Origin of the sequence: Streptomyces sp. NPDC005784 (assembly GCF_042871525.1) — a bacterium.
Lineage (GTDB): Bacteria > Actinomycetota > Actinomycetes > Streptomycetales > Streptomycetaceae > Streptomyces.
In genome coordinates, this window is record NZ_JBIAIQ010000010.1 from 1 (window position 1) to 26,354 (window position 26,354).

At 71.0% G+C, this 26,354-nt stretch carries 18 protein-coding genes; 4 read left to right on the forward strand and 14 right to left on the reverse strand.

Annotated features, from left to right (window positions below):
- Positions 1 to 266: 266 nt before the first annotated feature.
- From ACFYR3_RS18185 to thyX, 3 genes are all read right to left on the reverse strand, one after another.
- The gene (locus ACFYR3_RS18185; protein WP_389283824.1) at positions 267 to 1,952 is read right to left on the reverse strand and encodes a ribonuclease J; all 1,686 of its coding nucleotides are present in this window, start codon (positions 1,950 to 1,952) and stop codon (positions 267 to 269) included.
- Between the two features lie 138 nt (positions 1,953 to 2,090).
- A complete protein-coding gene (gene dapA, locus ACFYR3_RS18190; protein WP_355842073.1) occupies positions 2,091 to 2,990 on the reverse strand; it encodes a 4-hydroxy-tetrahydrodipicolinate synthase in 900 nt (299 codons plus the stop codon).
- A 211-nt stretch (positions 2,991 to 3,201) separates the two neighbouring features.
- Positions 3,202 to 3,942 carry an FAD-dependent thymidylate synthase gene (gene thyX / locus ACFYR3_RS18195; protein ID WP_355842076.1) on the reverse strand — a complete coding sequence of 247 codons (741 nt, stop codon included), beginning with the start codon at positions 3,940 to 3,942 and terminating at the stop codon, positions 3,202 to 3,204.
- Between the two features lie 242 nt (positions 3,943 to 4,184).
- On the opposite strand from thyX, the gene ACFYR3_RS18200 reads away from it, so the two are divergent.
- Positions 4,185 to 4,424, forward strand: a complete 240-nt coding sequence (locus ACFYR3_RS18200) for a hypothetical protein (protein WP_355842078.1) — start codon at positions 4,185 to 4,187, stop codon at positions 4,422 to 4,424.
- 90 nt (positions 4,425 to 4,514) lie between these two features.
- Positions 4,515 to 5,072 (forward strand): hypothetical protein, encoded by a 558-nt coding sequence (locus ACFYR3_RS18205; protein ID WP_389283827.1) that lies wholly within the window; start codon positions 4,515 to 4,517, stop codon positions 5,070 to 5,072.
- 67 nt (positions 5,073 to 5,139) lie between these two features.
- Here the strand turns inward: ACFYR3_RS18205 and ACFYR3_RS18210 are convergent, their stop codons facing one another.
- The 5 genes from ACFYR3_RS18210 to rpsO form a co-directional block, all read right to left on the reverse strand.
- On the reverse strand, positions 5,140 to 5,592 hold the full coding sequence (locus ACFYR3_RS18210) for a hypothetical protein (protein ID WP_355842083.1): 453 nt from the start codon (positions 5,590 to 5,592) through the stop codon (positions 5,140 to 5,142).
- Between the two features lie 32 nt (positions 5,593 to 5,624).
- Positions 5,625 to 6,377 (reverse strand): 4-hydroxy-tetrahydrodipicolinate reductase, encoded by a 753-nt coding sequence (gene dapB, locus ACFYR3_RS18215; protein ID WP_355842086.1) that lies wholly within the window; start codon positions 6,375 to 6,377, stop codon positions 5,625 to 5,627.
- A gap of 38 nt (positions 6,378 to 6,415) precedes the next feature.
- Positions 6,416 to 7,795, reverse strand: coding sequence for a pitrilysin family protein (locus ACFYR3_RS18220; protein ID WP_355842089.1), 1,380 nt, complete (start codon positions 7,793 to 7,795; stop codon positions 6,416 to 6,418).
- Positions 7,792 to 10,008, reverse strand: a complete 2,217-nt coding sequence (locus ACFYR3_RS18225) for a polyribonucleotide nucleotidyltransferase (protein ID WP_356781829.1) — start codon at positions 10,006 to 10,008, stop codon at positions 7,792 to 7,794. Before ACFYR3_RS18225 ends, ACFYR3_RS18220 begins: the two co-directional genes overlap by 4 nt.
- A 362-nt stretch (positions 10,009 to 10,370) precedes the next feature.
- Positions 10,371 to 10,658 carry a 30S ribosomal protein S15 gene (gene rpsO, locus ACFYR3_RS18230; protein WP_355842094.1) on the reverse strand — a complete coding sequence of 96 codons (288 nt, stop codon included), beginning with the start codon at positions 10,656 to 10,658 and terminating at the stop codon, positions 10,371 to 10,373.
- A gap of 263 nt (positions 10,659 to 10,921) precedes the next feature.
- Between rpsO and ACFYR3_RS18235 the strand changes: the two genes are divergently transcribed.
- Positions 10,922 to 11,218 carry a DUF397 domain-containing protein gene (locus tag ACFYR3_RS18235; protein WP_355842097.1) on the forward strand — a complete coding sequence of 99 codons (297 nt, stop codon included), beginning with the start codon at positions 10,922 to 10,924 and terminating at the stop codon, positions 11,216 to 11,218.
- A gap of 589 nt (positions 11,219 to 11,807) precedes the next feature.
- Complete coding sequence (locus tag ACFYR3_RS18240) at positions 11,808 to 15,782, forward strand: SCO5717 family growth-regulating ATPase (protein ID WP_389283830.1); 3,975 nt, start codon at positions 11,808 to 11,810, stop codon at positions 15,780 to 15,782.
- A 148-nt stretch (positions 15,783 to 15,930) separates the two neighbouring features.
- Here the strand turns inward: ACFYR3_RS18240 and ACFYR3_RS18245 are convergent, their stop codons facing one another.
- From ACFYR3_RS18245 to infB, 6 genes are all read right to left on the reverse strand, one after another.
- A complete protein-coding gene (locus tag ACFYR3_RS18245) occupies positions 15,931 to 16,884 on the reverse strand; it encodes a bifunctional riboflavin kinase/FAD synthetase (RefSeq protein WP_355842100.1) in 954 nt (317 codons plus the stop codon).
- A gap of 160 nt (positions 16,885 to 17,044) precedes the next feature.
- Positions 17,045 to 20,839, reverse strand: coding sequence for a serine protease (locus ACFYR3_RS18250; protein ID WP_389283832.1), 3,795 nt, complete (start codon positions 20,837 to 20,839; stop codon positions 17,045 to 17,047).
- 286 nt (positions 20,840 to 21,125) lie between these two features.
- Positions 21,126 to 22,031 (reverse strand): tRNA pseudouridine(55) synthase TruB, encoded by a 906-nt coding sequence (gene truB, locus ACFYR3_RS18255; RefSeq protein ID WP_355842106.1) that lies wholly within the window; start codon positions 22,029 to 22,031, stop codon positions 21,126 to 21,128.
- Complete coding sequence (gene rbfA, locus ACFYR3_RS18260) at positions 22,028 to 22,477, reverse strand: 30S ribosome-binding factor RbfA (protein ID WP_261709639.1); 450 nt, start codon at positions 22,475 to 22,477, stop codon at positions 22,028 to 22,030. Before rbfA ends, truB begins: the two co-directional genes overlap by 4 nt.
- A 33-nt stretch (positions 22,478 to 22,510) precedes the next feature.
- Entirely contained in the window at positions 22,511 to 22,804 is a 294-nt protein-coding gene (locus ACFYR3_RS18265) for a DUF503 domain-containing protein (RefSeq protein ID WP_328553090.1), read from the reverse strand.
- A 267-nt stretch (positions 22,805 to 23,071) separates the two neighbouring features.
- Entirely contained in the window at positions 23,072 to 26,224 is a 3,153-nt protein-coding gene (gene infB / locus ACFYR3_RS18270) for a translation initiation factor IF-2 (protein ID WP_355842110.1), read from the reverse strand.
- Positions 26,225 to 26,354 lie beyond the last annotated feature (130 nt).

A 26,354-nucleotide genomic window follows, 5' to 3' on the forward strand; every position in this document is an offset into this window, starting at 1 on the left:
TTTCCCTTTCCGGCGAGTCCGACTCTACCAGGTCCTTTCGGGCCCGATTTCCTCGGCGCTTTCCAGGTAATCCGCTTTCGCGTTTCCCTTTCCAGCGGCTCCGACTTTATCAGATTCTCTGAGTCGGAATTTCCGCCCCCTTCGGGAACTGGTTCCGGAGCACGAAGCTTCCGGGTTCCCGTTCAGGCGGAGACGCAAACGTACTGGAGCGGAGCGCCACGACGCAAATCGAGGTGCTCCGCTCCAGGTTGGGGCTTTGCCGGGGGTCAGACCTCGACGACGACCGGGAGGATCATCGGGCGCCGACGGTAGGTGTCGGACACCCACTTGCCCAGCGTGCGGCGGATGAGTTGCTGCAGCTGGTGAGGCTCGACCACACCGTCCTGGGCCGACCGTTCCAGGACTTCCCTGATCTTCGGGATGACATCGACGAAGACCGAGTCGTCGATGCCGGAACCGCGTGCCTGCACGTGCGGGCCGGCCGTGAGCTTGCCGGTGCTGGCGTCCATCACCACGAAGACCGAGATGATGCCCTCGTCGCCGAGGATCTTGCGGTCCTTGAGCGCGGGCTCACCGACGTCACCGACCGAGAGTCCGTCGACGTAGACGTACCCCGCCTGGACCTTGCCGGAGATCTTCGCCTTGCCCTCGATCAGGTCGACGACGACGCCGTCCTCGGCGATCACGATGCGGTCGTGCGGGACGCCGGTCAGGGCGCCGAGCTCGGCGTTGGCCCGCAGGTGGCGCCATTCGCCGTGGACCGGCATCAGGTTGCGCGGCTTGCAGATGTTGTAGAAGTACAGCAGCTCGCCCGCGGAGGCGTGGCCGGAGACGTGCACCTTGGCGTTGCCCTTGTGGACGACGTTCGCGCCCCAGCGGGTCAGGCCGTTGATGACGCGGTAGACCGCGTTCTCGTTGCCCGGGATCAGCGACGACGCCAGGATCACCGTGTCGCCCTGGACGATCCGGATCTGGTGGTCGCGGTTCGCCATCCGGGAGAGCGCGGCCATCGGCTCACCCTGGGAGCCCGTACAGACAAGGACGATCTCGTGGTCCGGAAGGTCGTCGAGCGTCTTGACGTCGACCACCAGGCCCGGCGGGATCTTCAGATAGCCGAGGTCCCGTGCGATGCCCATGTTGCGGACCATCGAGCGGCCGACGAAGGCGACCCTGCGGCCGTACTCGTGGGCGGTGTCGAGGATCTGCTGAATGCGGTGGACGTGGCTGGCGAAGCTCGCCACGATGATCCGCTTGCTGGCGCCGGCGAAGACCTGGCGCAGCACGTTCGCGATGTCGCGCTCGGGCGGGACGAACCCCGGGACCTCGGCGTTCGTGGAGTCCGAGAGAAGGAGGTCGATGCCCTCCTCGCTCAGGCGGGCGAACGCGTGCAGGTCCGTGAGGCGGCCGTCCAGCGGGAGCTGGTCCATCTTGAAGTCGCCGGTGTGGACGACCATGCCCGCTGGGGTGCGGATGGCGACCGCGAGGGCGTCCGGGATGGAGTGGTTGACCGCGACGAACTCGCAGTCGAAGGGACCGATGCGCTCGCGGTGGCCCTCGGCCACTTCGAGCGTGTAGGGCCGGATGCGGTGCTCCTGGAGCTTCGCCTCGATGAGCGCGAGGGTCAGCTTGGAGCCGATCAGCGGGATGTCCGGCTTCTCGCGCAGGAGGAACGGGACGCCGCCGATGTGGTCCTCGTGGCCGTGCGTGAGCACGATGCCCTCGATGTCGTCGAGGCGGTCCCTGATGGACGTGAAGTCCGGCAGGATCAGGTCGATTCCGGGCTGCTCCTCCTCGGGGAAGAGCACTCCGCAGTCGACGATCAGCAGACGGCCTCCGTACTCGAAGACCGTCATGTTCCGGCCGATTTCGCCGAGACCGCCGAGCGGGGTGACCCGGAGGCCGCCCTTCGGGAGGACCGGCGGTGCGCCGAGTTCAGGATGCGGATGACTCAAAAGACTCTCCTCACCACGCGCGCCACGTACCTGGCAAGGCACGTGGCGCGCATGACGTTCGTGCAGTAGCTGTTGTGTGTGTGTGGGGTGCAGACCGATGGTCCGCGGGTCGTGCGTATTCAGTTGTGAAGTCTGTGGCTAGAGCTCTACCCCGCCGGCGCCAAGATCGATCTTGAGCTGGGTGGTCTCCTCGGGCGACAGTTCGACCATCGGGGCGCGCAGCGGACCGGCGGGCAGGCCCTGGAGGGCGAGCGCGGCCTTGGTCGTCATGACGCCCTGGGTGCGGAACATGCCGGTGAAGACGGGGAGCAGCTTCTGGTGGATCTCGGTGGCCTTCTGGACGTCGCCCGAGAGGTACGCGTCGAGCATCGCGCGCAGTTCCGGGGTGACGACGTGGCCGACTACGGAGACGAAGCCCACCGCGCCGACCGAGAGCAGCGGCAGGTTCAGCATGTCGTCGCCGGAGTACCAGGCGAGGCCGGAGCGGGCGATGGCCCAGCTGGCCCGGCCGAGGTCTCCCTTGGCGTCCTTGTTCGCGACGATACGCGGGTGCTCGGCGAGCCGCACCAGAGTTTCGGTGTTGATCGGGACGCCGCTGCGGCCGGGGATGTCGTAGAGCATGACCGGCAGTTCGGTCGCGTCGGCGATGGCCGAGAAGTGCCGGTACAGGCCCTCTTGCGGGGGCTTGTTGTAGTACGGCGTCACGACGAGCAGGCCGTGCGCGCCGGTCTTCTCGGCGTCGCGGGCCAGCTCGATGCTGTGGCGGGTGTCGTTCGTGCCGACGCCGGCGACGATGTGGGCGCGGTCGCCCACCGCCTCCAGCACGGCGCGTACGAGATCCGATTTCTCCGCGTCGCTGGTGGTCGGGGACTCACCGGTGGTGCCGTTGATGATCAGGCCGTCGTTGCCTGCGTCCACCAAGTGGGTGGCGAGCCGCTGAGCGCCGTCGAGGTCGAGCCCGCCGTCCGCCGTGAAGGGCGTGACCATGGCGGTGAGGACCCGCCCGAAGGGGGTCTGCGGAGTGGAGGTCGGAGCCATGGGTAACACGCTACTCGCTGCTCAACGCGTGGTCTGCCCTCGGGTGAGACGACAAAGCATGACAAAGGTGGAACCCGGCACTGCCTGCTCGGGGGTTCAAGCAGTGCCGGGTCCGTTTGATCAGGCTAGATGAACTTCGCGAAATGCCGCAATACGGACACTTCGCTCGGCTGACCCGTACATCTGTGCCGGACCGGTGCGCGGAGGCGTGTTACGGCGCCACGCGCCCGTTGGCGTTGTAGGCCGCGTGTGTGAGCGGCATGAGCCCGGCCCACTCCGCCTCCATCTTCTCGCCGACCATCTCGATCTCCCGCTGGGGGAAGGAGGGGACCTTGGCGAGCTCGTGCTGGGTACGCAGACCGAGGAAGTGCATCAGGGAACGGGCGTTGCACGTGGCGTACATCGAGGAGAAGAGGCCGACCGGGAGAACGGCGCGGGCGACCTCGCGGGCCACACCGGCGGCGAGCATCTCCTGGTAGGCCGCGTAGGCCTGGCGGTAGGAGTCCTCCATGACGCGGCCCGTGAGCTCCTGCTGCGCCTGGGTGCCCTCGACGAAGACGTACTTGCCGGGGCGGCCCTCCTGGACCAGCTTGCGGGAGGCGTCCGGCACGTAGAAGACCGGCTCCAGCTCCCGGTAGCGGCCCGATTCCTCGTTGTACGACCAGCCCACGCGATGCCTCATGAACTCGCGGAAGACGAAGATCGGGGCGCTGATGAAGAAGGTCATCGAGTTGTGCTCGAAGGGGCTGCCGTGCCGGTCCCGCATCAGGTAGTTGATCAGGCCCTTGGAGCGCTCCGGGTCCTTCTGCAGCTCTTCCAGCGACTGCTCCCCGGCGGTGGAGACACGGGCGGCGAACAGCACGTCGGCGTCGGAGGCCGTGTGCTTGATCAGCTCGACCGTGACATCGCTGCGGAAGCTGGGCTTGAGGTCGTCGGCTGGGGTGTCGGTCACGTGCTGAGGGTCCTTCCCATCGCTGGCTCGGGCGGCGACCACTCTACGGCCCGGCACTGACAACGGGGCGTTCGGTACCGTGCCGCGACATTAGGCACCGAACTTCTGCGAATTCGGTGATTCTGGGCACCTCTTGGGGCATTCGGCCGTCTGTATGAGTGAGACTGACACGTTCGAGCAGTTCGAGTCACTTGTCATCGGATCACCGCATCCGCGCGACCCCCAGAGGAGAAGCACCTCCCATGTTCCGTCGGCGCGAGCCCGTCCCGTTCGCCTTCACCGCCGAAGCCGACCAGTTCCGCAGCAATGTCACTCCCCCGCCCCGCGAGCGGTCCTCCGCCGGGGAGATAGCCGGCCGGTGGCTCATCGGCCTCACCGTGATCGCCGGGATCGCCGGGTCCCTGATCCTCGGAATGCCCGCCCTGTCACAGGATCGGTCACCTGCGCATACACAGCGTTCCGAGGCGTCGGACGGCCGCTGACTCTTCCGGACCCCCAAGGGTGGTGAGCCGGCAACCGGCTCGATAACCTCACCGGGCACAGCCCATGCGTGGATTGAGTGAGGATCAGTCGTGCCCCTGCCCTTTCTGACGGCGGACCGCGCCTTTGACGAGGCGGCGGAGAATGTCGCGCTGCCCTTCGACGACCGCGACCGCTGGCGGCGCCCCTACCGGCCCGGCCCCTGGCGGGTGGGCGCGGCCGCGCTCGTCCTGCTGCTCGCCTCGTACGTGCTCGTCGCGGCCGTGATAATCGCCGTCGCCGGGACGCTGCCCGGCGCCGCGGCCTGTATGGCGGGCGCCACGGTGGTCATACTGTGCGCGCTCCGGCTGCTGCGCATGGGGGTGTGGGTCAGCGCCCGGGGGCTGCGCCGGGTGGGCTTCTTCGTCACGCACACGACTCCGTGGGAGCAGGTCGTGGCGGTGCGCACGGTGCAGCAGCCGGTGCGCTGGCTGGGGCTGCCGCGCACGGTTCAGGGCCAGGCCCTGATGCTCGTACGCGGGGGCCGCGCGCCCGGAGACGTTCCGCCGCTGATGACCACGCACAACGCCGACTTCCTGGCGCGTACCGAGGCCTTCGACCGCGCGACGGACGTCGTCGAGGTGTGGGCCGAAGAGTACCGGCGGCTCTGAGGCGCTGTTGTACGACGATGGGGCCGGTCCGCGCTGTGCGGGCCGGCCCCATCGTCGTACGACCTGATCAGGCTTCCAGCGTCCGTCCCTCGTGCAGGGCGATGGCCCGCTGCATGGCCTTGCGGGCACGCGGGGTGTCCCGGGCGTCGTGGTAGGCGACAGCCAGGCGAAACCAGTTGCGCCAGTCGTCCGGGGCGTCCTCGGTCTCGGCCTTGCGGCGGGCGAAGACCTCGTCGGCCGAGTCACGGTCGATGCGTCCGCCCTCGGTGCGCCTCAGCTCGTCGACGGGCAGTCCGCCCTCGGCGTCGAGCACGGCGGAGAGCCGGTTGGCCTTCCGGACGAACTGCGTGTTCATCCAGAGGAACCAGACGCCGATGACCGGCAGGATGAGCACCGCGACACCGAAGGTGACGGTGATCAGGGTGCCGTTCTGGATGAGCAGCACACCCCGGCTGCCGACCAGGACGAAATAGACGACCAGGACGGCGGCCGTGATGGCATAGGTGATCTTCGCGCGCATGTCTGCCGGCTAACTGTTGTACGTTCCCCGGCTCAGCCGAGGTCCAGGAAGTGTTCCAGGCCGAAGGTGAGGCCCGGGGTGGTCACCACGCGGCGGGCGCCGAGCAGGATGCCCGGCATGAAGCTGCTGTGGTGGAGGGAGTCGTGGCGGATGGTCAGCGTCTCTCCCTCGCCGCCCAGCAGGACCTCCTGGTGGGCGAGGAGGCCGCGCAGCCGGACCGCGTGCACCGGGACGCCGTCGACGTCGGCGCCGCGGGCGCCGTCCAGGGCGGTCACCGTGGCATCGGGCTGCGGGGCGCTGCCCGCGCGCTCGCGGGCAGCGGCGATGAGCTGAGCGGTGCGCGTGGCGGTGCCACTGGGGGCGTCCACCTTGTTCGGGTGGTGCAGCTCGACGACCTCGACGGACTCGAAGTACGGCGCGGCGATCTCGGCGAACTTCATCGTCAGCACGGCCCCGATGGAGAAGTTGGGCGCGATGAGCACGCCGGTCTCCGGGGACGCGGCCAGCGAGGTGCCGAGCTGCGAGAGGCGCTCCTCGGTCCAGCCGGTCGTCCCGACCACGGCGTGGATGCCGTGCCGGACGCAGAAGTCGAGGTTGCCCATCACCGAGGCCGGAGTGGTCAGCTCGACCACGACCTGGGTACCCGCGTCGACGAGCGTCTCCAGCTTGTCGCCGCGGCCCAGCGCGGCCACCAGCTCCATGTCCTCGGCGGCCTCGACGGCTCGTACCGCCTCGGCTCCGATCCGGCCCTTGGCACCGAGGACCGCCACGCGCAGCTTGCTCATTGCTTCGTTCCTTACCGAGACGGGATTCGAGACGGGATCTACGCGACCGCGTCGTGCAGTCGGGACGCCTGCTTGTCCTTGACCGGGCCGATGACCGCGAGCGAGGGCCGCTGTCCCAGGACGTCCCGGGCGATGGAGCGGACCTCGTCCGGGGTGACCGACGCTATCCGGGCGAGCATGTCGTCGACCGACATCTGCTCGCCCCAGCACAGCTCGCTCTTGCCGATCCGGTTCATCAGCGCGCCGGTGTCCTCCAGGCCGAGGACCGTGGAGCCCTGGAGCTGGCCGATGGCGCGGCCGATCTCGTCGTCCGAGAGGCCGTGCTCGGCCACCTGGTCCAGTTCGTCGCGGCAGAGCTTGAGGACGTCGTGGACCTGGCTCGGGCGGCAGCCCGCGTAGACGCCGAAGAGGCCGCAGTCGGCGAAGCCCGAGGTGTACGAGTACACGCTGTAGGCCAGGCCGCGCTTCTCCCGGACCTCCTGGAACAGGCGCGAGGACATGCCGCCGCCGAGGGCGGTGTTCAGCACGCCGAGCGCCCAGCGGCGCTCGTCGGTGCGGGCCAGACCCGGCATGCCGAGGACGACATGGGCCTGCTCGGTCTTGCGGCCGAGCAGTTCGACGCGGCCCGCGGTACGGATGCTGCGCCGGCCGTCGCGCGGGGCGATGGGGGCCGCCTCGGCGTTCTTGAAGGCGCCGGCCTTCTCGAAGGCGGCGCGGACCTGGCGTACGACCTTGTTGTGGTCGACGTTGCCCGCGCAGGCCACGACGAGGTGCGTCGGGTCGTAGTGCTTCTTGTAGAAGCGGCGGATGCGGTCAGCGGTGAGGGCGTTGACCGTGTTGACCGTGCCGAGGACCGGGCGGCCGAGGGGGGTGTCGCCGAGCATGGTGTGCGCGAACAGGTCGTGCACGCAGTCGCCCGGGTCGTCCTCGGTCATCGCGATCTCTTCGAGGATCGCGCCGCGCTCGACGTTGACGTCGTCCTCGCGGATCAGCGAGCCGGTCAGCATGTCGCAGACGACGTCGATCGCGAGCGGCAGGTCGGTGTCGAGCACGCGCGCGTAGTAGCACGTGTACTCCTTGGCCGTGAACGCGTTCATCTCGCCGCCGACCGCGTCGATCGCCGAGGAGATGTCCAGGGCGGACCTGCGGTTCGTGCCCTTGAAGAGCAGGTGCTCCAGGTAGTGCGTCGCGCCGTTCAGGGTCGGCGTCTCGTCGCGGGAGCCCACGTGCGCCCAGATGCCGAACGTGGCGGAGCGCACGGAGGGGAGCGTCTCGGTGACGATGCGCAGGCCGCCGGGCAGGGTGGTCTTGCGGACCGTACCGATGCCGTTCGCTCCCTTGATGAGGGTTTGGGTACGGGCAACGGCCCGCGCCTCCGAAGAGGTGCGGGCCGCCGTCGTGGAGCTACTCGACGTCACTGGTCGGTGTCGTCCTTCTTCTCATCGTCGCCTTCGCCCTCGACCACGGGGATCAGGGAGAGCTTGCCGCGGGAGTCGATCTCGGCGATCTCGACCTGGACCTTGGAGCCCACGGCCAGGACGTCCTCGACGTTCTCCACGCGCTTGCCGCCGGCGAGCTTGCGGATCTGCGAGATGTGCAGCAGTCCGTCCTTGCCCGGGAGCAGCGACACGAACGCACCGAAGGTCGTCGTCTTCACGACGGTGCCCAGGTAGCGCTCGCCGACCTCCGGCATGGTCGGGTTGGCGATCGCGTTGATCGTGGCGCGGGCGGCCTCGGCCTGCGAGCCCTGCTGGGCACCGATGTAGATGGTGCCGTCGTCCTCGATCGTGATGTCGGCGCCGGTGTCCTCCTGGATCTGGTTGATCATCTTGCCCTTGGGGCCGATGACCTCACCGATCTTGTCCACGGGGATCTTGACGGTGATGATCCGCGGGGCGTTCGGGGACATCTCGTCCGGCGTGTCGATCGCTTCCATCATCACGTCGAGGATGTGGAGGCGGGCGTCGCGGGCCTGCTTGAGGGCCGCGGCCAGGACGGAGGCGGGGATGCCGTCCAGCTTGGTGTCGAGCTGGAGGGCGGTCACGAACTCCTTGGTGCCGGCGACCTTGAAGTCCATGTCACCGAAGGCGTCCTCCGCCCCGAGGATGTCGGTGAGGGCGACGTAGTGCGTCTGGCCGTCGATCTCCTGGGAGATCAGACCCATGGCGATACCCGCGACGGCGGCCTTCAGCGGCACACCGGCGTTGAGCAGCGACATGGTGGAGGCGCAGACCGAGCCCATGGACGTCGAGCCGTTGGAGCCGAGGGCCTCGGACACCTGACGGATCGCGTAGGGGAACTCCTCGCGGGTCGGCAGGACCGGCACGATCGCGCGCTCGGCGAGCGCGCCGTGGCCGATCTCGCGGCGCTTCGGGGAGCCGACGCGGCCCGTCTCACCGACGGAGTACGGCGGGAAGTTGTAGTTGTGCATGTAGCGCTTGCGGGTCACCGGGGAGAGGGTGTCCAGCTGCTGCTCCATACGGAGCATGTTCAGGGTGGTGACGCCCAGGATCTGGGTCTCGCCACGCTCGAACAGCGCCGAGCCGTGCACGCGCGGGATGGCCTCGACCTCGGCGGCCAGCGTACGGATGTCCGTGACGCCGCGGCCGTCGATGCGGATCTTGTCCTTGATGACACGCTCGCGGACCAGCTTCTTGGTCAGCGCGCGGTACGCGGCGGAGATCTCCTTCTCGCGACCCTCGAACTGCGGGAGCAGCTTCTCGGCGGCGATCTCCTTGACGCGGTCCAGCTCGGCCTCGCGGTCCTGCTTGCCGGCGATGGTGAGCGCCTGGGCGAGCTCGCTCTTGACCGCGGCGGTGAGGGCCTCGAAGACGTCGTCCTGGTAGTCCAGGAAGATCGGGAACTCGCCGGTCGGCTTGGCGGCCTTCGCGGCGAGGTCCGACTGCGCCTTGCACAGGACCTTGATGAACGGCTTCGCGGCGTCGAGGCCGGCGGCCACTACCTCCTCGGTCGGCGCCTCGGCGCCACCCTGGACCAGCTGGATCGTCTTGTCGGTGGCCTCGGCCTCGACCATCATGATCGCGACGTCGCCGTCCTCGAGGACGCGACCGGCGACGACCATGTCGAAGACGGCGTCCTCGAGCTCGGTGTGCGTCGGGAACGCGACCCACTGGCCGTTGATCAGCGCGACGCGGACGCCGCCGACCGGGCCGGAGAAGGGCAGACCGGCCAGCTGCGTGGACGCGGAGGCGGCGTTGATCGCCACGACGTCGTACAGGTGGTCGGGGTTGAGCGCCATGATCGTGGCGACGACCTGGATCTCGTTGCGAAGGCCCTTCTTGAAGGACGGACGCAGCGGGCGGTCGATCAGACGACAGGTGAGGATGGCGTCCTCGGAGGGACGGCCCTCACGGCGGAAGAAGCTGCCGGGGATCTTGCCCGCGGCATACATCCGCTCCTCGACGTCCACCGTCAGGGGGAAGAAGTCGAGCTGGTCCTTGGGCTTCTTGGAGGCAGTGGTGGCCGACAGCACCATGGTGTCGTCGTCCAGGTACGCGACGGCGGAGCCGGCGGCCTGCCTGGCCAGCCGGCCCGTCTCGAAGCGGATGGTGCGGGTGCCGAAGGAACCGTTGTCGATAACGGCCTCGGCGTAGTGGGTCTCGTTCTCCACTAGCGTTTTCTCCTCGTCTTCGTCCCGTCCTGCCCGTGTGGCAGGGGGACGGTACCGGAGAAGCGCTCCTTCTGGTGCGGGCCGGTCTTCGATCGAAGCACCCGGGGCTCTTTCGCCCGGGGGCCACTACCGAGGACCGGCGGCGGCGAGGCGCGCTTCTCCTCGTTCGTTGTCGTGACATGCCCTACCCGGCGGGTAGGGCGCCGTCACGCTGTGTTCGTACGTGCGGTTTCCTGCGTATTGCGTTGTGCTACCACACTACAAAGCGTCGGTGACACTCCGCACGTAGAGAGCACGTGCGGCAGCACATACAGCAAAGGGAGCGGCTCCCAAGAAGTGGGAACCGCTCCCTTCACGGCGTCTTACTTGGCGCCCGCCGCACCGCGACGGATGCCCAGGCGCTCGACCAGCGCACGGAAGCGCTGGATGTCCTTCTTGGCCAGGTACTGCAGCAGACGGCGACGCTGGCCGACCAGGATCAGAAGACCACGACGGGAGTGGTGGTCGTGCTTGTGGGCCTTGAGGTGCTCGGTCAGGTCCGAGATCCGGCGCGAGAGCATCGCAACCTGGACCTCGGGGGAGCCGGTGTCGCCCTCCTTCTGACCGAACTCGGTGATGATCTGCTTCTTCGTAGCGGCGTCGAGCGGCACGCGTACTCCTCGTAGTCTGATGTCTGCCACCGAGTGCCCCTGGTCCACTTCTCAGGGGAGCTTCCGTAACTCGGGAGGCGGGGATCCGCTGGGCGCGGCCTCCAGAGCAGCGCTCCGGGGGTGCGTACACAAACGGCCGTTTCACAGGGTACCAGCCTGGCCGGATCCGTCTGTCCGGGTCTTCGAACCTTCCCGGAAGCCGCGGACCAGGCCACTAGGGTGACGGCAGGGTCATTCGTACGTGGGGAAGGGGCCGGCGGAACATGGCCGAGGAAGCGGACAAGGACGTCAAGGCGCGCAAGGAGCGGGAGAAGGACGAGCTCTACGCCCTCGACATCTCGGGCGTCGAATGGCAGAGCGCGCCGGGCACGGAGGAACACGAGGAGCGGGTCGAGATCGCGTATCTGCCCGGGGGCGCGGTGGCCATGCGGTCGTCGCTCGACCCGGGGACGGTCCTCCGGTACACGGAGGCGGAGTGGCGTGCCTTCGTGCTGGGTGCCCGGGACGGCGAGTTCGATCTGGAGCCGGCGCCGCAGGCGGGCGGCCTGCCGACGGAGTAGCCGGGCGGCCTGCCGACGGAGTAGCCGGTCGTCCGCCGACAAGGTGGCCGGTGGTCCGCCGACTGAGTAGCCGGTGGTCCGCGGCCGGTCGGACGAGGGTCTGCCGACCGAGCCGTGCGGGCCGACGGGAATCGCGGGCCGTCGGGAACCGAGGGGCCGACGCGGAGAGGTTTCCGTGGCGGCCCTTTTGTCTGCCCTTTTGTCTGCTCGCCTCAAGGTCCGTTCACGGGAGGCAAGTAGCCCTCGGGCAGGCGGCCATGAGGCAAGTGGCCTTCCCGGTGCCGTTGTTTGTCCGCTTTCGGGGTCAATAGTGAGCGCGCGTACCCCACTTCTGGGCAGGGTGTGCCGTAACGGGCTGCCGCGGCGAGGTGGACAGGCCTGCCCTGCGGACAGTCATGGTGATTAGGCTGGGACGGGGCGCGACGCCTGAACCCGTGGACGGGTGGCACGCGTTACCCGGGGAGCCGGTCAATTCGGGCGACCTCGTACGGACTTCGGGCGGCCTCGGTCGTCCGTGGACGTCAACGGACGACAAGTAGACGGTCGCCCCGGCACGACTTGAGGGTGCTCGACCACACCAGGAGGAATTGTGAACAGCGATCGGGACGGGATCCGCGGGGGCTGGGCCACGCCCGGCGATGACCAGTCCGACGCCGAGTCCGCCGTCGAGACGACGGGCGAGTTCACCATCGACTACGCGCCGCCCGCCTGGTACACGCAGAACGCCTCGGGCGGTTCCGGGGATTCGGGGAGCACGGGCGACTCGCAGGGATCGGGCGATTCGGGGGACTCGGCAGGCCCGGAGGAGTCGGAGGAGTCGGAGGACCTGGCAGCTGCGGGTGCCTCGACGACTTCGGCGAACCCGACGGACTCGGCTGATCCAGCCGCTTCGGACGTTCAGGCGGCTACCGCGGCCGACCCGGCGCCCGTGGGCGGCCCCGAGGCAGTCCGGCCGCCCGTCGCGCAACCCCTCGTCGCGCAGCCCCACGCTCCGGCCGTGGCGCCCGTCGCCGACGCCGGTGGCGCGAGCGCTCTGCCGAACCTTCCCGTGGGTGGGTTCCAGGCGCCGTGGACGCCTGCCGAGTTCCCGGCTCCCGTCGCCGAGCCGGTCGCACCGAACGCCGCTCCGCTCGCCTCTTCCGACTCCGCTTCCGCTTCCGACGAACCGGATTCCGGGAGCGGGGACCTGGAGAGCGGCGCGACCATGCGGTTCTCCGCCGGCGCGCTGAGGCGTGAGATCGCGGAACGGGCGGTCTCCGAGGCCACGGAGTCCGCGGACGCGGTTGTGGATGCTCCTGTGACCGCGGCCGGCTCCGAGAACCAGGGAGCGGAGGCCGAGGGCGGCAGCGAGTCCGGCGCCGAAGACGGCGGCCGGGGCAACAGCGGTGTGGCGGAGGGCGAGGACAAGGCCGAGGGCAAGGGCGAGGGCGAGGACAAGGCCGAGGGCGAGGACAAGGCCCCGAGCGCGCCCGTAGCCGCGATCGAGCCTGACGCCGTGATCCAGCCCAACTCCACGGTCAAGCCTGACGCCGTGGTCCAGCCCGGCTCCGTGGTCCAGCCTGACGCCGTGGTCCAGCCCGGCTCCGTGGTCCAGCCCGAACACGTGGTCCAGCCCGAACACGTGGTCCGGTCCGAGCAGATGGCACAGCTCCAGCCTGTGGCCGCGCGTGAGCCCGAGCCCGTCATCGATCCCGTGCTTGCCTACCAGTCTCTGGAGGCCGCCTCCCAGCGCGCGAGCGTGACCGACGTACCCGTGGTGGAACAAGCCGCGACGTCCGACGACGCCGTCGTCGCCTCCCCGGGCCCGGAGTCCGCCGAGGAACCGAGCGCTGCCTCGACCGAAGTCGAGGGCGAGGTCGCCGAGGTCGTGGAGCCGCGCTCCATGGACGACGAGGTCGGCACGGACAGCGATGCCCCTGTGGCCGACGGGTTCCAGCCGCAGGACGACTCCTTCCAGGTCAGCGAGCCCCAGGACGCGGTGCCCGTGGTCCGGCCGGAGGAGCCCGCGAGTGTGCACGACACTCCCCCGGCCTGGGCTCCGCCACCGCTGCCGCAGGGTGGGCTGCCGCCCTTGCCGCCCGCCTACCAGCCCGCGGCACCCGCACCGGCCCCGCAGTGGCCCGCCTCCGTGGAGCCCGCACCGGCCGCGCAGGACCAGGTGCCGCAGCAGGTGCCGTTGCCGCAGCAGCCGCCGTCCGCACCGGCAGCGGGCCAGTCCTTCCAGCCCCCGGCGCCCGCACCGGGCCAGCCCTTCCACTCTCCGGCCGCACAAGCGCCCGCGCCGGGCCGGCCTTTCCAGCCCCCCGCACCCTCACCCGCACCGGGTCAGCCCTTCCAGCCCCCCGCCGCGCAGTCCCCCGCCCCCGGCCAGCCCTTCCAGCCCCCAGCGCCGCAGCCCGTGCCGTCGGCGTGGCCCTCTTCTGGTGCGCCCGCTGCGCCCGGTGCGGCGGGTTCGCCGCAGGGGCCCGCGCCTGTGCAGCCGGCCGGATTCGAGAACGCCGTGCCGGCTCCGCCGCAGGCCCGGCCCTCGGTACCGCCGGCCCCTGTATCCGAGGCGCCCGCAGCGGCTCCGCCGCAGCAGGGGAGTTACGGGTTCCCCCAGTCCGGCGCCCCGGACCAGGCATCCGCCCCGCAGGGCAGCTACGCCTTCCCGTATCCCGGAGCGCCCGCCCCGGCCCCAGCTGCCCCGCCCGCCGGGGCCCCGGGATACGGGTTCCCACAGCAGAACGCCGCGCCCCAGGACCAGCAGCCGGCCCAGCCTGCCGCCCCGCAGGCCCCGGGCTACGGGTTCCCGCAGCAGAACGCTCCCGCCCCGGGGCAGCAGGGACTCAACCAGTCCGCTCCCGCTCCGGGCTACGGGTTCCCGCAGCAGAACACCCCGCCCCAGGACCAGCAGCCGGCCCACCCCGCCGCCCCGCAGGCTCCCGGCTACGGGTTCCCGCAGCCCGGCGCGCCCGTACCCGTGCCGGACGCCGTGCCGCCGCGGGCCCCGGCTCCCGCTCCCGTCCCTCAGCAGGGCTACGGATTCCCGCAGCCGGCGGCCAACTCGCCCGTCCCGCAGCCCGGTTACGACCTCGCGCAGCCGCACCAGCAGCCCCCGGCCCCGGGACAGGCGGCCCCGCCGTACCCGGGGTCGGCCCAGCCGCAGAGCCCAGAGCCGCAGCCTCCGCACCAGCCGGGGCCCCCTCCCGTACAGCAGCAGCCCGCCGCCCCCGTCGACCCGCGGACCGGTACCGCCTGGCCGCAGCCCGTGCGGCACGATCAGCGGCAGCCGACCAATCCCGGCACGGCCCCGCTCGGGTACACCGCGGCGGTGGAGCTCTCTTCCGACCGGCTGCTCAACAACAAGAGGCAGAAGGCCAAGAGCGGTCGTCCGGCGGCCGCGTCGTCGCGCTTCAAGCTGGGCGGGAAGAAGGAAGAGGCCGAGCGGCAGCGGAAGTTGGAACTGATCCGGACTCCGGTGCTCTCGTGCTACCGGATCGCCGTCATCAGCCTCAAGGGTGGTGTGGGCAAGACGACCACGACCACCGCGCTCGGCTCCACGCTCGCCACCGAGCGCCAGGACAAGATCCTCGCGATCGACGCCAACCCGGACGCCGGTACGCTCGGCCGCCGGGTGCGTCGTGAGACCGGCGCCACCATTCGTGACCTCGTGCAGGCGATCCCGTACATCAACTCGTACATGGACATCCGGCGGTTCACCTCCCAGGCGCCCTCCGGGCTGGAGATCATCGCCAACGACGTCGACCCGGCCGTGTCCACGGCCTTCAACGACGAGGACTACCGGCGCGCGATAGACGTCCTGGGCAAGCAGTACCCGATCATCCTGACCGACTCCGGTACGGGTCTGCTGTACAGCGCCATGCGTGGGGTGCTCGACCTCGCCGACCAGCTCATCATCATCTCGACGCCGTCGGTGGACGGGGCGAGCAGCGCCAGTACGACACTGGACTGGCTGTCGGCGCACGGGTACGCGGACCTAGTCGCGCGGTCGATCACCGTCATCTCCGGAGTGCGCGAGACCGGCAAGATGGTCAAGGTGGATGACATCGTCAGCCACTTCGAGACGCGCTGCCGCGGTGTCGTGGTCGTGCCGTTCGACGAGCATCTGTCCGCGGGCGCCGAGGTCGACCTCGACATGATGCGCCCCAAGGTGCGGGAGGCGTACTTCAACCTCTCCGCGATGGTCGCCGAGGACATCGCGCGGCACCAGCAGTCGCACGGGCTGTGGACGAACGACGGCAACCCGCCGCCGGTGGCCGCGCCGCCGATGCCGGGCCAGTACGTTCCCGGGCAGCAGGTTCCCGGACAGTACGCTCCGGGACAGCAGGTTCCCGGACAGGCCGCCCCCGGTCAGGCTCCGCAGCAGCCCCAGCCCGGACAGCCGTACGCCCAGCCGGGACAGCCCTACCCGCAGCAGCCGGGTCAGCCCTATCCGCAGGCACCGGGGCAGGGCTACTCGCAGCCGCCTCAGCCGGGTCAGCAGTTCCAGCCCGGACAGCCGTACCAACCGAACCAGGGGCAGGGGCAGACGCCGCCGCCCCCGGCACCCCCTCAGCAGTAGAAGCCGATCGGCCCCGTCAAGGGGCCGATTCCCGCTCGGGCCCGCACCGTTCGCGTTCGGTGCGGGCCTTCGCACATCCGGGATCGACGTAGAGCTGGAGGTACTGGAGGTGCTGGAGGTACTGGAGCGGCGGTGGAAGGCAGGGGGACTATTCCCCGTCGTACGCCTCGATCAGTTCCAGCGAGCGCTTCACATCGTCGGTGATGGCTTCCAGCAGTGCCTCGATGGAGTCGAAGCGGGCCTGGCCGCGGACGAAGGCGAGGAAGTCGACGGCGACGTGCAGACCGTAGAGGTCGAGGCCGACGCGGTCGATGGCGTACGCCTCCACCGTGCGCTCGGTGCCGTCGAACTGGGGGTTCGTGCCGACGGAGATCGCGGCGGGCATGGCCTCGCCCTGCGCGTGCAGCCAGCCGGCGTAGACGCCGTCGGCGGGGATCGCGGTGTGCGGGAGGGTCTCGACGTTCGCCGTGGGGAAGCCGAGCTCGCGGCCCCGCTGGGCACCGCGGACGACGATGCCCTCGACGCGGTGCGGCCGTCCGAGGATCTCGCGAGCGCCCTCGACATCGCCCTCGGTGACGAGGCGCCGGGTGAGAGTCGAGGAGAACGGCTCGCCGCCGCCCGCCTCGCCGGTCACATGGAGGTCCACGACCTCGACCTCGAAGTCGTAGGTCGCCCCCTGCTCGCGCAGGAAGTCGACGTTGCCGGCGGCCTTGTGGCCGAAGCGGAAGTTGGGGCCCTCGACGACGGCCTTGGCGTGCAGCTTGTCGACCAGCACCTTCACCACGAAGTCGGCGGGCGACAGCTTCGAGAACTCGGTGGTGAACGGCAGGATGAGCAGGGCGTCCACGCCGAGTTCGGCCATCAGTTCGGCGCGGCGGTGGTGCGGGGCGAGCAGCGGGGGGTGGCTGCCGGGGCGGACCACCTCGCTTGGGTGCGGGTCGAAGGTGACCACGACGGAGGGGACGCCCAGCTCACGGGCGCGGTCCACGGAATGCCGGATGATCAGCTGGTGTCCGCGGTGCACCCCGTCGTAGGAACCGATGGTGACGACGCTGCGCCCCCAGTCCTCGGGGATGTCCTCCAAGCCACGCCAGCGCTGCACTGTGACCGCTCCTTGTCGAACCCGTGTCCGTGATTGCCTTATTCGCAGCTCTAAGGGTGCCATGCCGTGTGCTCTCGGCTTGCATCGGCATCGGGCTGTGACCGATTGCTCAGCGCCACGGCCGCGGTGTGCGGCGCGGAGTGCCGTGCGCGGGCGTGCTTCAGATGGGAACCCTCACGCCGGCCAGGTTGTCGATCAGGCGGCGGGTGCTGGGGCCGACCATGGCGGACCACTCCTCGGGGGTGCCGGTCAGCCAGCGGGCGACCAGGGTGGCGAAGCCAGGTACGCGCCGGGCCTCGTCGACGAGACCTCGGTCGAAGCCGGTGGCCCCGGCCGGTGTGCGGACGAGGAGAAGGCCGACGCGGTGCACCAATTCGCGGGTGGGCTCCTCGCCTCGCCGGTCGAGGCCGTCGGCGGCGGCCCTCAGGACGGTGACGAGAACGGCCGGATCCCGCTCGTGCGCCAGCAGCAGATCGAGCAGCTCGCGCCGCAGCGGGGTCGACGCCTTGTCTCCCGGCGTCGCGAGGACCTGGGCGAGCGCCGTCCGCACCGACGCGCAACAGCCCTCCAACAGACCGCTGACCAGGGGAAACAGTACGGTCTGGGCGGTGCTCCCGCGGTCGAGGCGCCGGTCCACGTATGCAGCCATGTACGCGGCGGCTCCTGGGCAGAACTCCACGGTCTCCCGCACCAGCGCGGCGACCGGGCGGGCGAGCGCCGGTGCGGTGACGTCGGCGAGGGAGCTCAGCAGTTCGGCCGTGTCGGGGCCGAGCCGCCGCAGCCGGTCGCGGAAGGCGGCGAGCACGGGCTCGGGGTGGGTGGTGAGTGCGGCGGCCAACGCGCTCGGGGGCAGCCGTGGGTCGTCGGCCGCGAAGCGCTCCACAGCTTGCGGCAGGTAGAGAGCACGCGTGAACGGATCCCGTACGAGGATGCCGAGCGCCCCGCCGTGCAGCGTGCGGTCGGCTGGACGGGCGAGCAGGGTGAGAGCGGCGTGACGCAGCAGCTCGCGGTCGGCCGCCGTCCCCGCGAACGGCGCCGCCCGCAGCCCGTACGCGACCGCGGCCACGCGCCGCACCGGCTGTTCGTCGTGCGCCCACCGGTCCACCGCCCGGCACACGGGCGACGGCTCCTCCTCGGCCAGCACGGCCAGCAGTTCGTCGCCCCGCGGGTGGGCGCAGGCCACCAGGGACTCGGCCAGATCGTCCGGCGCCCGCCGCCGGTGCGCGTACAGCAGCGCCTGCGCGGCCGTGGCCACGGTCGCGTTCGGGGTCGCGGGCAGCGACCGCTCGTCCTCGAACCAGCGCGTGAGGTGGCGGTGTACGGCGGTGGGGTCGGCCTCGAGGAGACGGGAGACGGTGTCGAGATGGCGCGGGGCGGCGGAGGCCTCGCCGGGGTCCGAGGGCTCGGTCGCCGGGGCCCGGCGGGGGTCGGCGACCACCAGGCGCCTGAGCAGGTCGAAGCGTTCCTCGTCCGGTACGGGCAGCACCACCCAGAACGCCGGGCCGAACTCCTCCGGCACGGCCCTGCCCTGCTGCCGCCACGCCACGATCCGCTCGGTGAGCAGCCGCAGCACGCCGATGTACGGGGTCGCGTCGGGCACCCTGAGCAGCACTGTGGTGCAGAGGCGAGTGGCCCACCAGAGGGGGTCGCCCAGCGGGGCCCTGTGCGGGGTGCCGGGCGGGGCTGCGCCGGGCGGGACGGTGAGGCGGTCCGGGGCGGCCTCGGACAGCAGATCGTCGACCGCGTGGACGAGACCCTCCAGACGGAGGGTCAGTTCGGCGGTGCCCTGTTGACGGGCCAGCAGGAGCAGGGCCTCGACGACGGGGCCGATCCTGTGGCGGGGGACGGGAAGGGTGTCCGCCCCGGAGTCGGGCGCTCCAGAGTCGGGCCCTGTGGACCGGGCGCGGCGGGCGTGCCGACGGCCGGGCGCCGTGGTCCCCGTACGCCCGGGGCCGTTGTCGGGTGCGGCGGGCGCGCGGTGGACCAGGCTGTCCAGCGCCGCGTCCAGGTCGAGGTGGGTGCCCTGGATCCAGTCGGCGAGCTCTTCGTGGGCGAAGCGGTAACCGTCGCCGGCCGGAACGAGGAGTCCCTCGGTGAGAACGGCGGACGCCCAGCCGGTGATGCCGGCGAGGCGGCCCGGGGCCGGGCCCCAGGGAAAGACGGCTTCGAAGGACACCCGGTGCAGTTGGCCCTGCCCGGGTCCCAGACAGCGTCGGGCGGCTTCGTGAACCTGGCCGGAGACCCGGGCGGCGAGCCGCCGCACGGCGGTGCCGCGCAACCCGTTCGCCGCGGCGAGCCGGACCGCGACGCGCAGGCACATCAGGTCGAGGTGGGCCGCGAACACGTCGTCGCGGTCGAGCCGTTCGGCCGGCAGGTCCACCGGCGCGGCCCGCACCTCGGAGAGCAGCCGCAGCACCAGCGGATGGCGGGCGTCGGCCGGCACGAGGGTGCCCTCCGGAATCCCGGCACGCGACCGGGCTCGCCGGGCCTCCTCCTCGGTCAGATCGCGGAGCCGCACACAGGCGGGCAGGCCGTCGGCGTCCGCGTCCGGCGAGGGCTGCCCGCCCGGGTACGCCGACGGCCGGTGCAGCAGCTCCGCCGGAAATTCCGCCCCCGCCCGTTCCCAGTACTCCGCCCGGCAGCCGACCACGAGTCGGGTGCCGGTCTCCGTCAGCCAGGCGGCCGTTCCCTCGGTCCAGGCGGGGAGCCGGTGGGCAAGCTCGGGTGGCATCTCCTCGGGGCCGTCGAGAAGGAGCAGCAGCGGCCGGGTGGTGGAGCGCGCCAGCCGGTCCGGACCGATGTCGCCGAGTTCGCCGCCGTATCCCTCGGGGGGCAGCACATCCTCGTCCGCGGACCGCCGCGCGGCCTCCGCCCCGGGCGCGCCGGGGCTCTGCCGGGACGCGGCCACGATCCGCCCGGCGCGCTCCAGGGCGCGCGTCGCCGCGTCCGCCACCGAGGTGTCGTCGGCGCGGAGGTCGGCGCCGCGCAGCCAAAGGGTGGGCGCCGGTTCGGGGCCCCGCAGGCGGCGGGCGGCGAGCGCGGCCAGTTCCGTCGTACGGCCGCTGCCGGGCGGGCCGACGAGCCCGAGGACGACGGCCGGGCCGCTCTCGAACGTCGCGAACTCCCTGATGACATCGGCCCGTTCGACGATTCCGGGGTCCGTTCCCGCGGCCCCGGACGGGACCGGTGGACGGGGTCCGTCCGAGCCCACCGAGGTCGCGGTGAGTTCCAGTGCGCCCGCGAGATTCAGATCGGCGCCGTACGCGGGAACGGTCGCCGCGTTGCGGGCCAACAAATCGGCGAGCGGCCCCGCGGTACCGCGAAGGGGGACGGCGAAGCCGGGCGCCCGATGGCCGGCCGGAGTCTCCTCCGGCCCGGTGCCGTCCGGCGTCCGGGGAAGCAGGGCGGTGCCGACGACGGCGACCACGGCGCCGGTGCCGGCGTCGAGGACCGGCCCCCCGGCCGCTCCGCCGCCCGGCCGGAGCGCGTCCGCGCCCGCCGTGCCGATCGCCAACTCCAGTGTGTCGCGCAGGAGATGGATTCGGCCGGTGGTCGGGTACGTCACGGCGGAGGAGCCCAGCACCCGCGCCTCGCGCCAGCCGCCCGCCGCGATCCGGACGTACGTACCGGTCGCGACGCGGTCCCGCACGGTGACGGGGAGCGGGCCGAGGCCGAGACCTTCGGTGCGTACGAGGGCCAGACCGACTTCGGGCAGCGGCGTGACTGCGTCGGCGGTCACGACACAGGTGCGGTCGCCGGGGGCGTGCAGGACGAGTCGGTCCAAGCCGTCGACGGCCTCGTGGCCGGTGATCACGGTGCCGTGATGGTCGGCCGCGAAACCCGTGCCGCGTGGACGGCCCGCCAGGTCGCAGACGCGTACGAGGACATCGTCCCGCGCCTGTCCGGCGTCGACCGCCGCCTCGTCGTTCCCGGTCCGCGGGCCTCGCCCCGCCATACTCGAACCTCCCCGCCGCGCTCCTGCTCCGACGGTAGGGGTGAGGTGATCAGCGGGACAGATCGTGAGGCGAACGCGCCCCCTTCTACTCCCTCGGTTCACTCCGAGCGCCTGCCCGATGGGGTGAATACGGGAGAGTGGATGGATATACACCCTTGGGTGGGGGACCCGAGGGGGGACCGTGGAGCGGCGGGCACGAGACCCCGTGATCGCCGCTCCACGGGCGGAGTGTCCACCCGTCCGGCGCACCTGGCGTGCGCGCGGGGGACCTCGGCCGAAGGGAACCTCAGCCGAAGACGGCCAGGCTCTTCGCCTTGCCCTTCTGCTCCTCCACCAGCGCGAGGAACCGGCCCTCGGGGTCGAAGACCGCCACGGTGCCCTTGCCCGTGTACTCGTCGGGCATGTCGAGCCGGACGCCGTTCAGCAGCAGCCCGGCGCGCCTGGTGTCCACGTCCCAGCGCGGGAACGCGGCCGCGGCCGCCTCCGCGATCGGCATCACCGTCAGCTCCTCCTGGAGCTGGTCGAGGGTGCGCGCGGAGTCCAGTTTGTAGGGGCCGACGCGGGTGCGGCGCAGGGCGGTGAGGTGACCGCCGACGCCCAGGTCCGCGCCGAGGTCGCGGGCGATCGCCCGGATGTACGTCCCGGACGAGCAGACGACGGAGACGACCAGGTCGAGCACCGGGGTGCCGTCCTCGGCGACCGCCTCACGGATGTCGTACACCGCGAACGACGAGATGGTCACCGGGCGGGCCGGGATCTCGAATTCCTCGCCCTCGCGCGCCCTCTTGTACGAGCGCACGCCGTCGATCTTGATGGCGCTGACCTTGGACGGCACCTGCATGATGGCGCCGGTCAGCTTGGCGACCCCGGCGTCGATCGCGTCGCGGTTCACGCCGGAGGCGTCCGTCGAGGAGGTGATGTCGCCCTCGGCGTCGTCGGTCAGCGTGTTCTGGCCGAGCCGGATCGTGCCGAGGTACTCCTTCTCGGTGAGCGCGAGGTGCCCGAGGAGCTTGGTGGCCTTCTCGACCCCGAGGACGAGCACGCCCGTCGCCATGGGGTCGAGGGTGCCCGCGTGGCCGACCCGGCGCGTCCTGGCGATCCCGCGCATCTTGGCGACCACGTCGTGCGAGGTGAAGCCCGACGGCTTGTCGACAATGACAAGCCCGTCGGGCGTGTTGGGCTTCTGCGTCATTCCGCCGCGTCGTCCTCGTCGTCCTCGCCCGGCTTCTTGTACGGGTCCGCGTCACCCGCGAAGGACGCGCCGGCCGAGACCTCGCGCACCTTCTCGTCCGAGGCCCGTGCCTTGTCGAGCAGGTCCTCGATGGTCTTGGCGGTGTCCGGCAGGGCGTCCGCGACGAACGTCAGCGTCGGCGTGAACTTCACGCCCGCCGCCGCGCCGACGGCCGAGCGGAGCACGCCCTTGGCGCTCTCCAGGCCGGCGGCCGCCTCGGCACGCTGCTCGTCGTCCCCGTACACCGTGTAGAAGACGGTGGCCTCCCGGAGGTCCCCGGTGACCCGGGTGTCCGTGATGGTGACGTGAGTGCCGAGCCGCGGGTCCTTGATCCCGCGCTGCAGCTTCTTGGCCACCACCTCTCGGATGAGGTCCGCCAGCCTCTTCGCCCGCGCGTTGTCGGCCACTGGTCCGTCTCCTTCTTCGCCTTGCTTGTTTCGTCAGTCTTCGTCTGTGTGGACTCTGCGCCGTACCGACAGCAGTTCCACCTCCGGTCGCGCCGCGACCAGCCGTTCGCACCGGTCCAGTACGTCGGTCAGGTGCATGGTGTCCCCGGAGACCACCGCCAGGCCGATCTCTGCCCGGCGGTGAAGGTCCTGGTTGCCCGTCTCGGCGGCACTCACCGCGTACTTCCGCTGGAGTTCGGCGACGATCGGCCGGACGAGAGAGCGTTTCTCCTTGAGCGAGTGAACGTCGCCGAGGAGCAGATCGAAGGACAGCGTCCCCACATACATGTGTAACCGGATGTCCCGCCGGTACGGGATAGATGGCCTGCCAATGCACTTGGCAGGGACATCAGAACCGTACAACGAACCGTCTGCTCACTCGACGGGGTTTCCGGGCCCCCGGTCGAGCGCCGGCCGGATGACCGGCCGCATGACCGGCCGAGGCCGGTCACACAGTTCCCCGCGTCCCTCTTCGGGACGCGGGGAATTGCGTGATCCGGTAAAAGCCAGGCTGGCCGGCGGTGACTGCTCACCGCCGGCCAGCCTGGAACCGCTTTACGAGCGCGGCTTCTCGCGCATCTCGTACGTCGCGATGACGTCGTCGACCTTGATGTCGTTGAAGTTGCCGAGGTTGATACCGCCCTCGAACCCTTCGCGGATCTCGGTGACGTCGTCCTTGAAGCGACGCAGCCCGGAGATGTTGAGGCTCTCCGCGATGACCTTTCCGTCGCGGACGAGTCGCGCCTTGGTGTTGCGCTTGACCTCGCCCGAGCGGACCAGGACACCGGCGATGTTGCCGAGCTTGGACGACTTGAAGACCTCGCGGATCTCCGCCGTGCCGAGCTCGACCTCCTCGTACTCCGGCTTGAGCATGCCCTTGAGGGCCGCTTCGATCTCCTCGATGGCCTGGTAGATCACCGAGTAGTACCGGACGTCGACGCCCTCGCGCTCCGCCATCTGCGCCGCGCGGCCCGCAGCGCGGACGTTGAAGCCGATGACGATGGCGTCGGAGCCGGTCGCCAGGTTGATGTCGGACTCGGTGACCGCACCCACACCGCGGTGCAGGACGCGGATGTCGACCTCGTCGCCGACGTCGAGCTGGAGCAGCGAGGACTCGAGAGCCTCCACCGAACCGGACGCGTCGCCCTTGATGATGAGGTTGAGTTCCTGCACCAGACCGGCCTTGAGGGCCTCGTCCAGGTTCTCCAGGGAGAACCGGACACCCCGGCGGGCGAAGTTGGCGTTGCGCTCACGCGCCGCGCGCTTCTCGGCGATCTGACGCGCCGTGCGGTCCTCGTCGACAACCAGGAAGTTGTCGCCGGCGCCCGGGACGTTGGTGAGACCCAGGACCAGGACGGGGGTCGACGGACCCGCTTCCTCGACGTTGTTGCCGTTGTCGTCGAGCATCGCCCGGACACGGCCGTACGCGTCGCCGACCACCATGGTGTCGCCGATGCGCAGCGTGCCGCGCTGGACCAGGACCGTCGAAACGGCACCGCGGCCACGGTCGAGGTGGGACTCGATCGCGATGCCCTGCGCGTCCTGCTCCGGGTTGGCCCGCAGGTCGAGCGAGGCGTCCGCGGTCAGGACCACGGCCTCCAGCAGGGCGTCGATGTTCAGACCCTGCTTGGCGGAGATGTCGACGAACATCGTGTCGCCGCCGTACTCCTCGGCCACCAGACCGAACTCGGTGAGCTGACCGCGCACCTTGGTCGGGTCGGCACCCTCGACGTCGATCTTGTTGACCGCGACCACGATCGGCACGTCGGCCGCCTTGGCGTGGTTCAGCGCCTCGATCGTCTGGGGCATCACACCGTCGTTGGCCGCCACCACGAGGATCGCGATGTCGGTCGACTTGGCACCACGGGCACGCATGGCGGTGAACGCCTCGTGACCGGGGGTGTCGATGAAGGTGATCTTGCGCTCTTCACCGTTGACCTCGGTCGCGACCTGGTACGCGCCGATGTGCTGCGTGATACCGCCGGCCTCGCCCGCGACGACGTTCGTCTTGCGGATGGTGTCGAGAAGGCGGGTCTTACCGTGGTCGACGTGACCCATGACGGTCACGACCGGCGGACGGACCACGAGGTCGTCCTCGTCGCCCTCGTCCTCGCCGAACTCGATGTCGAAGGACTCGAGCAGCTCGCGGTCCTCCTCCTCGGGGCTGACGATCTCGAGGACGAAGTTCATCTCGTCCGCGAGGAGCTTCAGCGTCTCGTCGGAGACGGACTGCGTGGCAGTGACCATCTCGCCGAGGTTCATCATCACGCCGACGAGCGACGCCGGGTTGGCGCCGATCTTCTCGGCGAAGTCGGTGAGGGACGCACCGCGCGACAGGCGGACGGACTGTCCGTTGCCGCGAGGCAGCATCACGCCGCCGACGGACGGGGCCTGCATGGCCTCGTACTCCTGGCGCCTCTGCCGCTTCGACTTGCGACCACGACGCGCCGGACCGCCGGGACGGCCGAACGCACCCTGTGTGCCACCACGGCCACCGGGACCACCCGGACGACCGCCGAAGCCGGGACGACCGCCGCCGCCACCACCGGGACCACCGGGACGGCCGGCGAAACCGCCGCCACCGCCACCGGGACCACCGGGACGGCCGGCGAAACCGCCGCCGCCACCACCGGGACCGGCCGGACGACCGGCGAAACCGCCACCGGGACGACCGCCGCCGGCACCGGGACCACCGGGACGACCGCCGCCGGCACCGGGACCACGGCCACCGGGGCCGCCGCCGGGACGCGGGCTGCCCGCGGCCGGACGCTGAGGCATCATGCCGGGGTTCGGACGGTTACCGCCCGGACCGCCGCCGGGACGCGGGGCCTGCGGACGGGGCATGCCGCCCGGAGTGGGACGGGCACCGCCCGGACCGCCCTGCGGACGCGGAGCGCCGCCGGGACCGCCCTGGGGACGCGGAGCACGGTCCTGGCCGCCCGCGCCCTGCGGACGCGGACCACCGGGGGCACCGGCGCCACCGGGACGCGGGGCACCACCCGGACGGGGCGTCTGCGGACGCGCCATGCCGGTGGAGCCACCAGAGGTGAACGGGTTGTTGCCCGGACGGGGACCGGCCGGACGGGCACCGGGACGCGGAGCCTGACCGCCGGGACGCGGGGCGCCCTGACGGTCGCCACGCTCGGGACGGTCACCACGACCCTGACCACCCTGACCGGGACCACCGGCAGGACGGGCACCGGGACGCGGAGCCTGGCCGGCGGGACGCGGGGCGCCCGGACGGGGACCCGCGGCCGGAGCCGAGGACGTCGACGGAGTCGTCGGCGCGGTCGGCGCCGACGGGGGCGCGGTGAACTCGGGCACGGCCGGAGCCGGAGCCGCCGGAGCGGGCTTCGGGGCCGGCTTGGGACCCGGAGTCGGGCGCGGGCCCGCTGCGGCCGGGGTGACCGGAGCAGCCGCGGGAGTCTCGGCCGCGGCCGGCTTCGGGGCCGGCGGGCGCGGGGCGGCCGGACGGGCCGCCTGCGCCGGAGAGGGGGCACCCGGCTTGGCCGGGGACGCCTTGCGCGGGGCGGGCTTGCCGCCACCGTTGCCCTGCTGGAGGGCATCTGTCAGCTTGCGTACGACGGGGGCCTCGATAGTCGAGGACGCCGAACGGACGAATTCACCGAGTTCTTGGAGCTTGGCCATGACGACCTTGCTCTCTACGCCGAACTCCTTGGCGAGTTCGTATACCCGGACCTTAGCCACTTCGCTCCTTTTAGGTCCGGGTCTGCGTCCGGACCGTCGCTACTTCATGGGCGTACTCATCGCGTGCTCATCGAGTGCTCATCGCAATCTCGACCTACTTCCAACTCGCGGAATACCAGGGCCGCACGGG

Bases quoted from the DNA above. Each gene is read 5' to 3' on its own strand.
- ACFYR3_RS18235 (WP_355842097.1), top strand. From the start codon at position 10,922: ATGGCCGAGGAAGCGGACAAGGACGTCAAGGCGCGCAAGGAGCGGGAG.
- ACFYR3_RS18265 (WP_328553090.1), bottom strand. From the start codon at position 22,804: ATGTATGTGGGGACGCTGTCCTTCGATCTGCTCCTCGGCGACGTTCAC.
- dapA (WP_355842073.1), bottom strand. From the start codon at position 2,990: ATGGCTCCGACCTCCACTCCGCAGACCCCCTTCGGGCGGGTCCTCACC.
- ACFYR3_RS18250 (WP_389283832.1), bottom strand. From the start codon at position 20,839: ATGGCGGGGCGAGGCCCGCGGACCGGGAACGACGAGGCGGCGGTCGAC.
- ACFYR3_RS18210 (WP_355842083.1), bottom strand. From the start codon at position 5,592: ATGCGCGCGAAGATCACCTATGCCATCACGGCCGCCGTCCTGGTCGTC.
- truB (WP_355842106.1), bottom strand. From the start codon at position 22,031: ATGACGCAGAAGCCCAACACGCCCGACGGGCTTGTCATTGTCGACAAG.
- dapB (WP_355842086.1), bottom strand. From the start codon at position 6,377: ATGAGCAAGCTGCGCGTGGCGGTCCTCGGTGCCAAGGGCCGGATCGGA.
- ACFYR3_RS18200 (WP_355842078.1), top strand. From the start codon at position 4,185: ATGTTCCGTCGGCGCGAGCCCGTCCCGTTCGCCTTCACCGCCGAAGCC.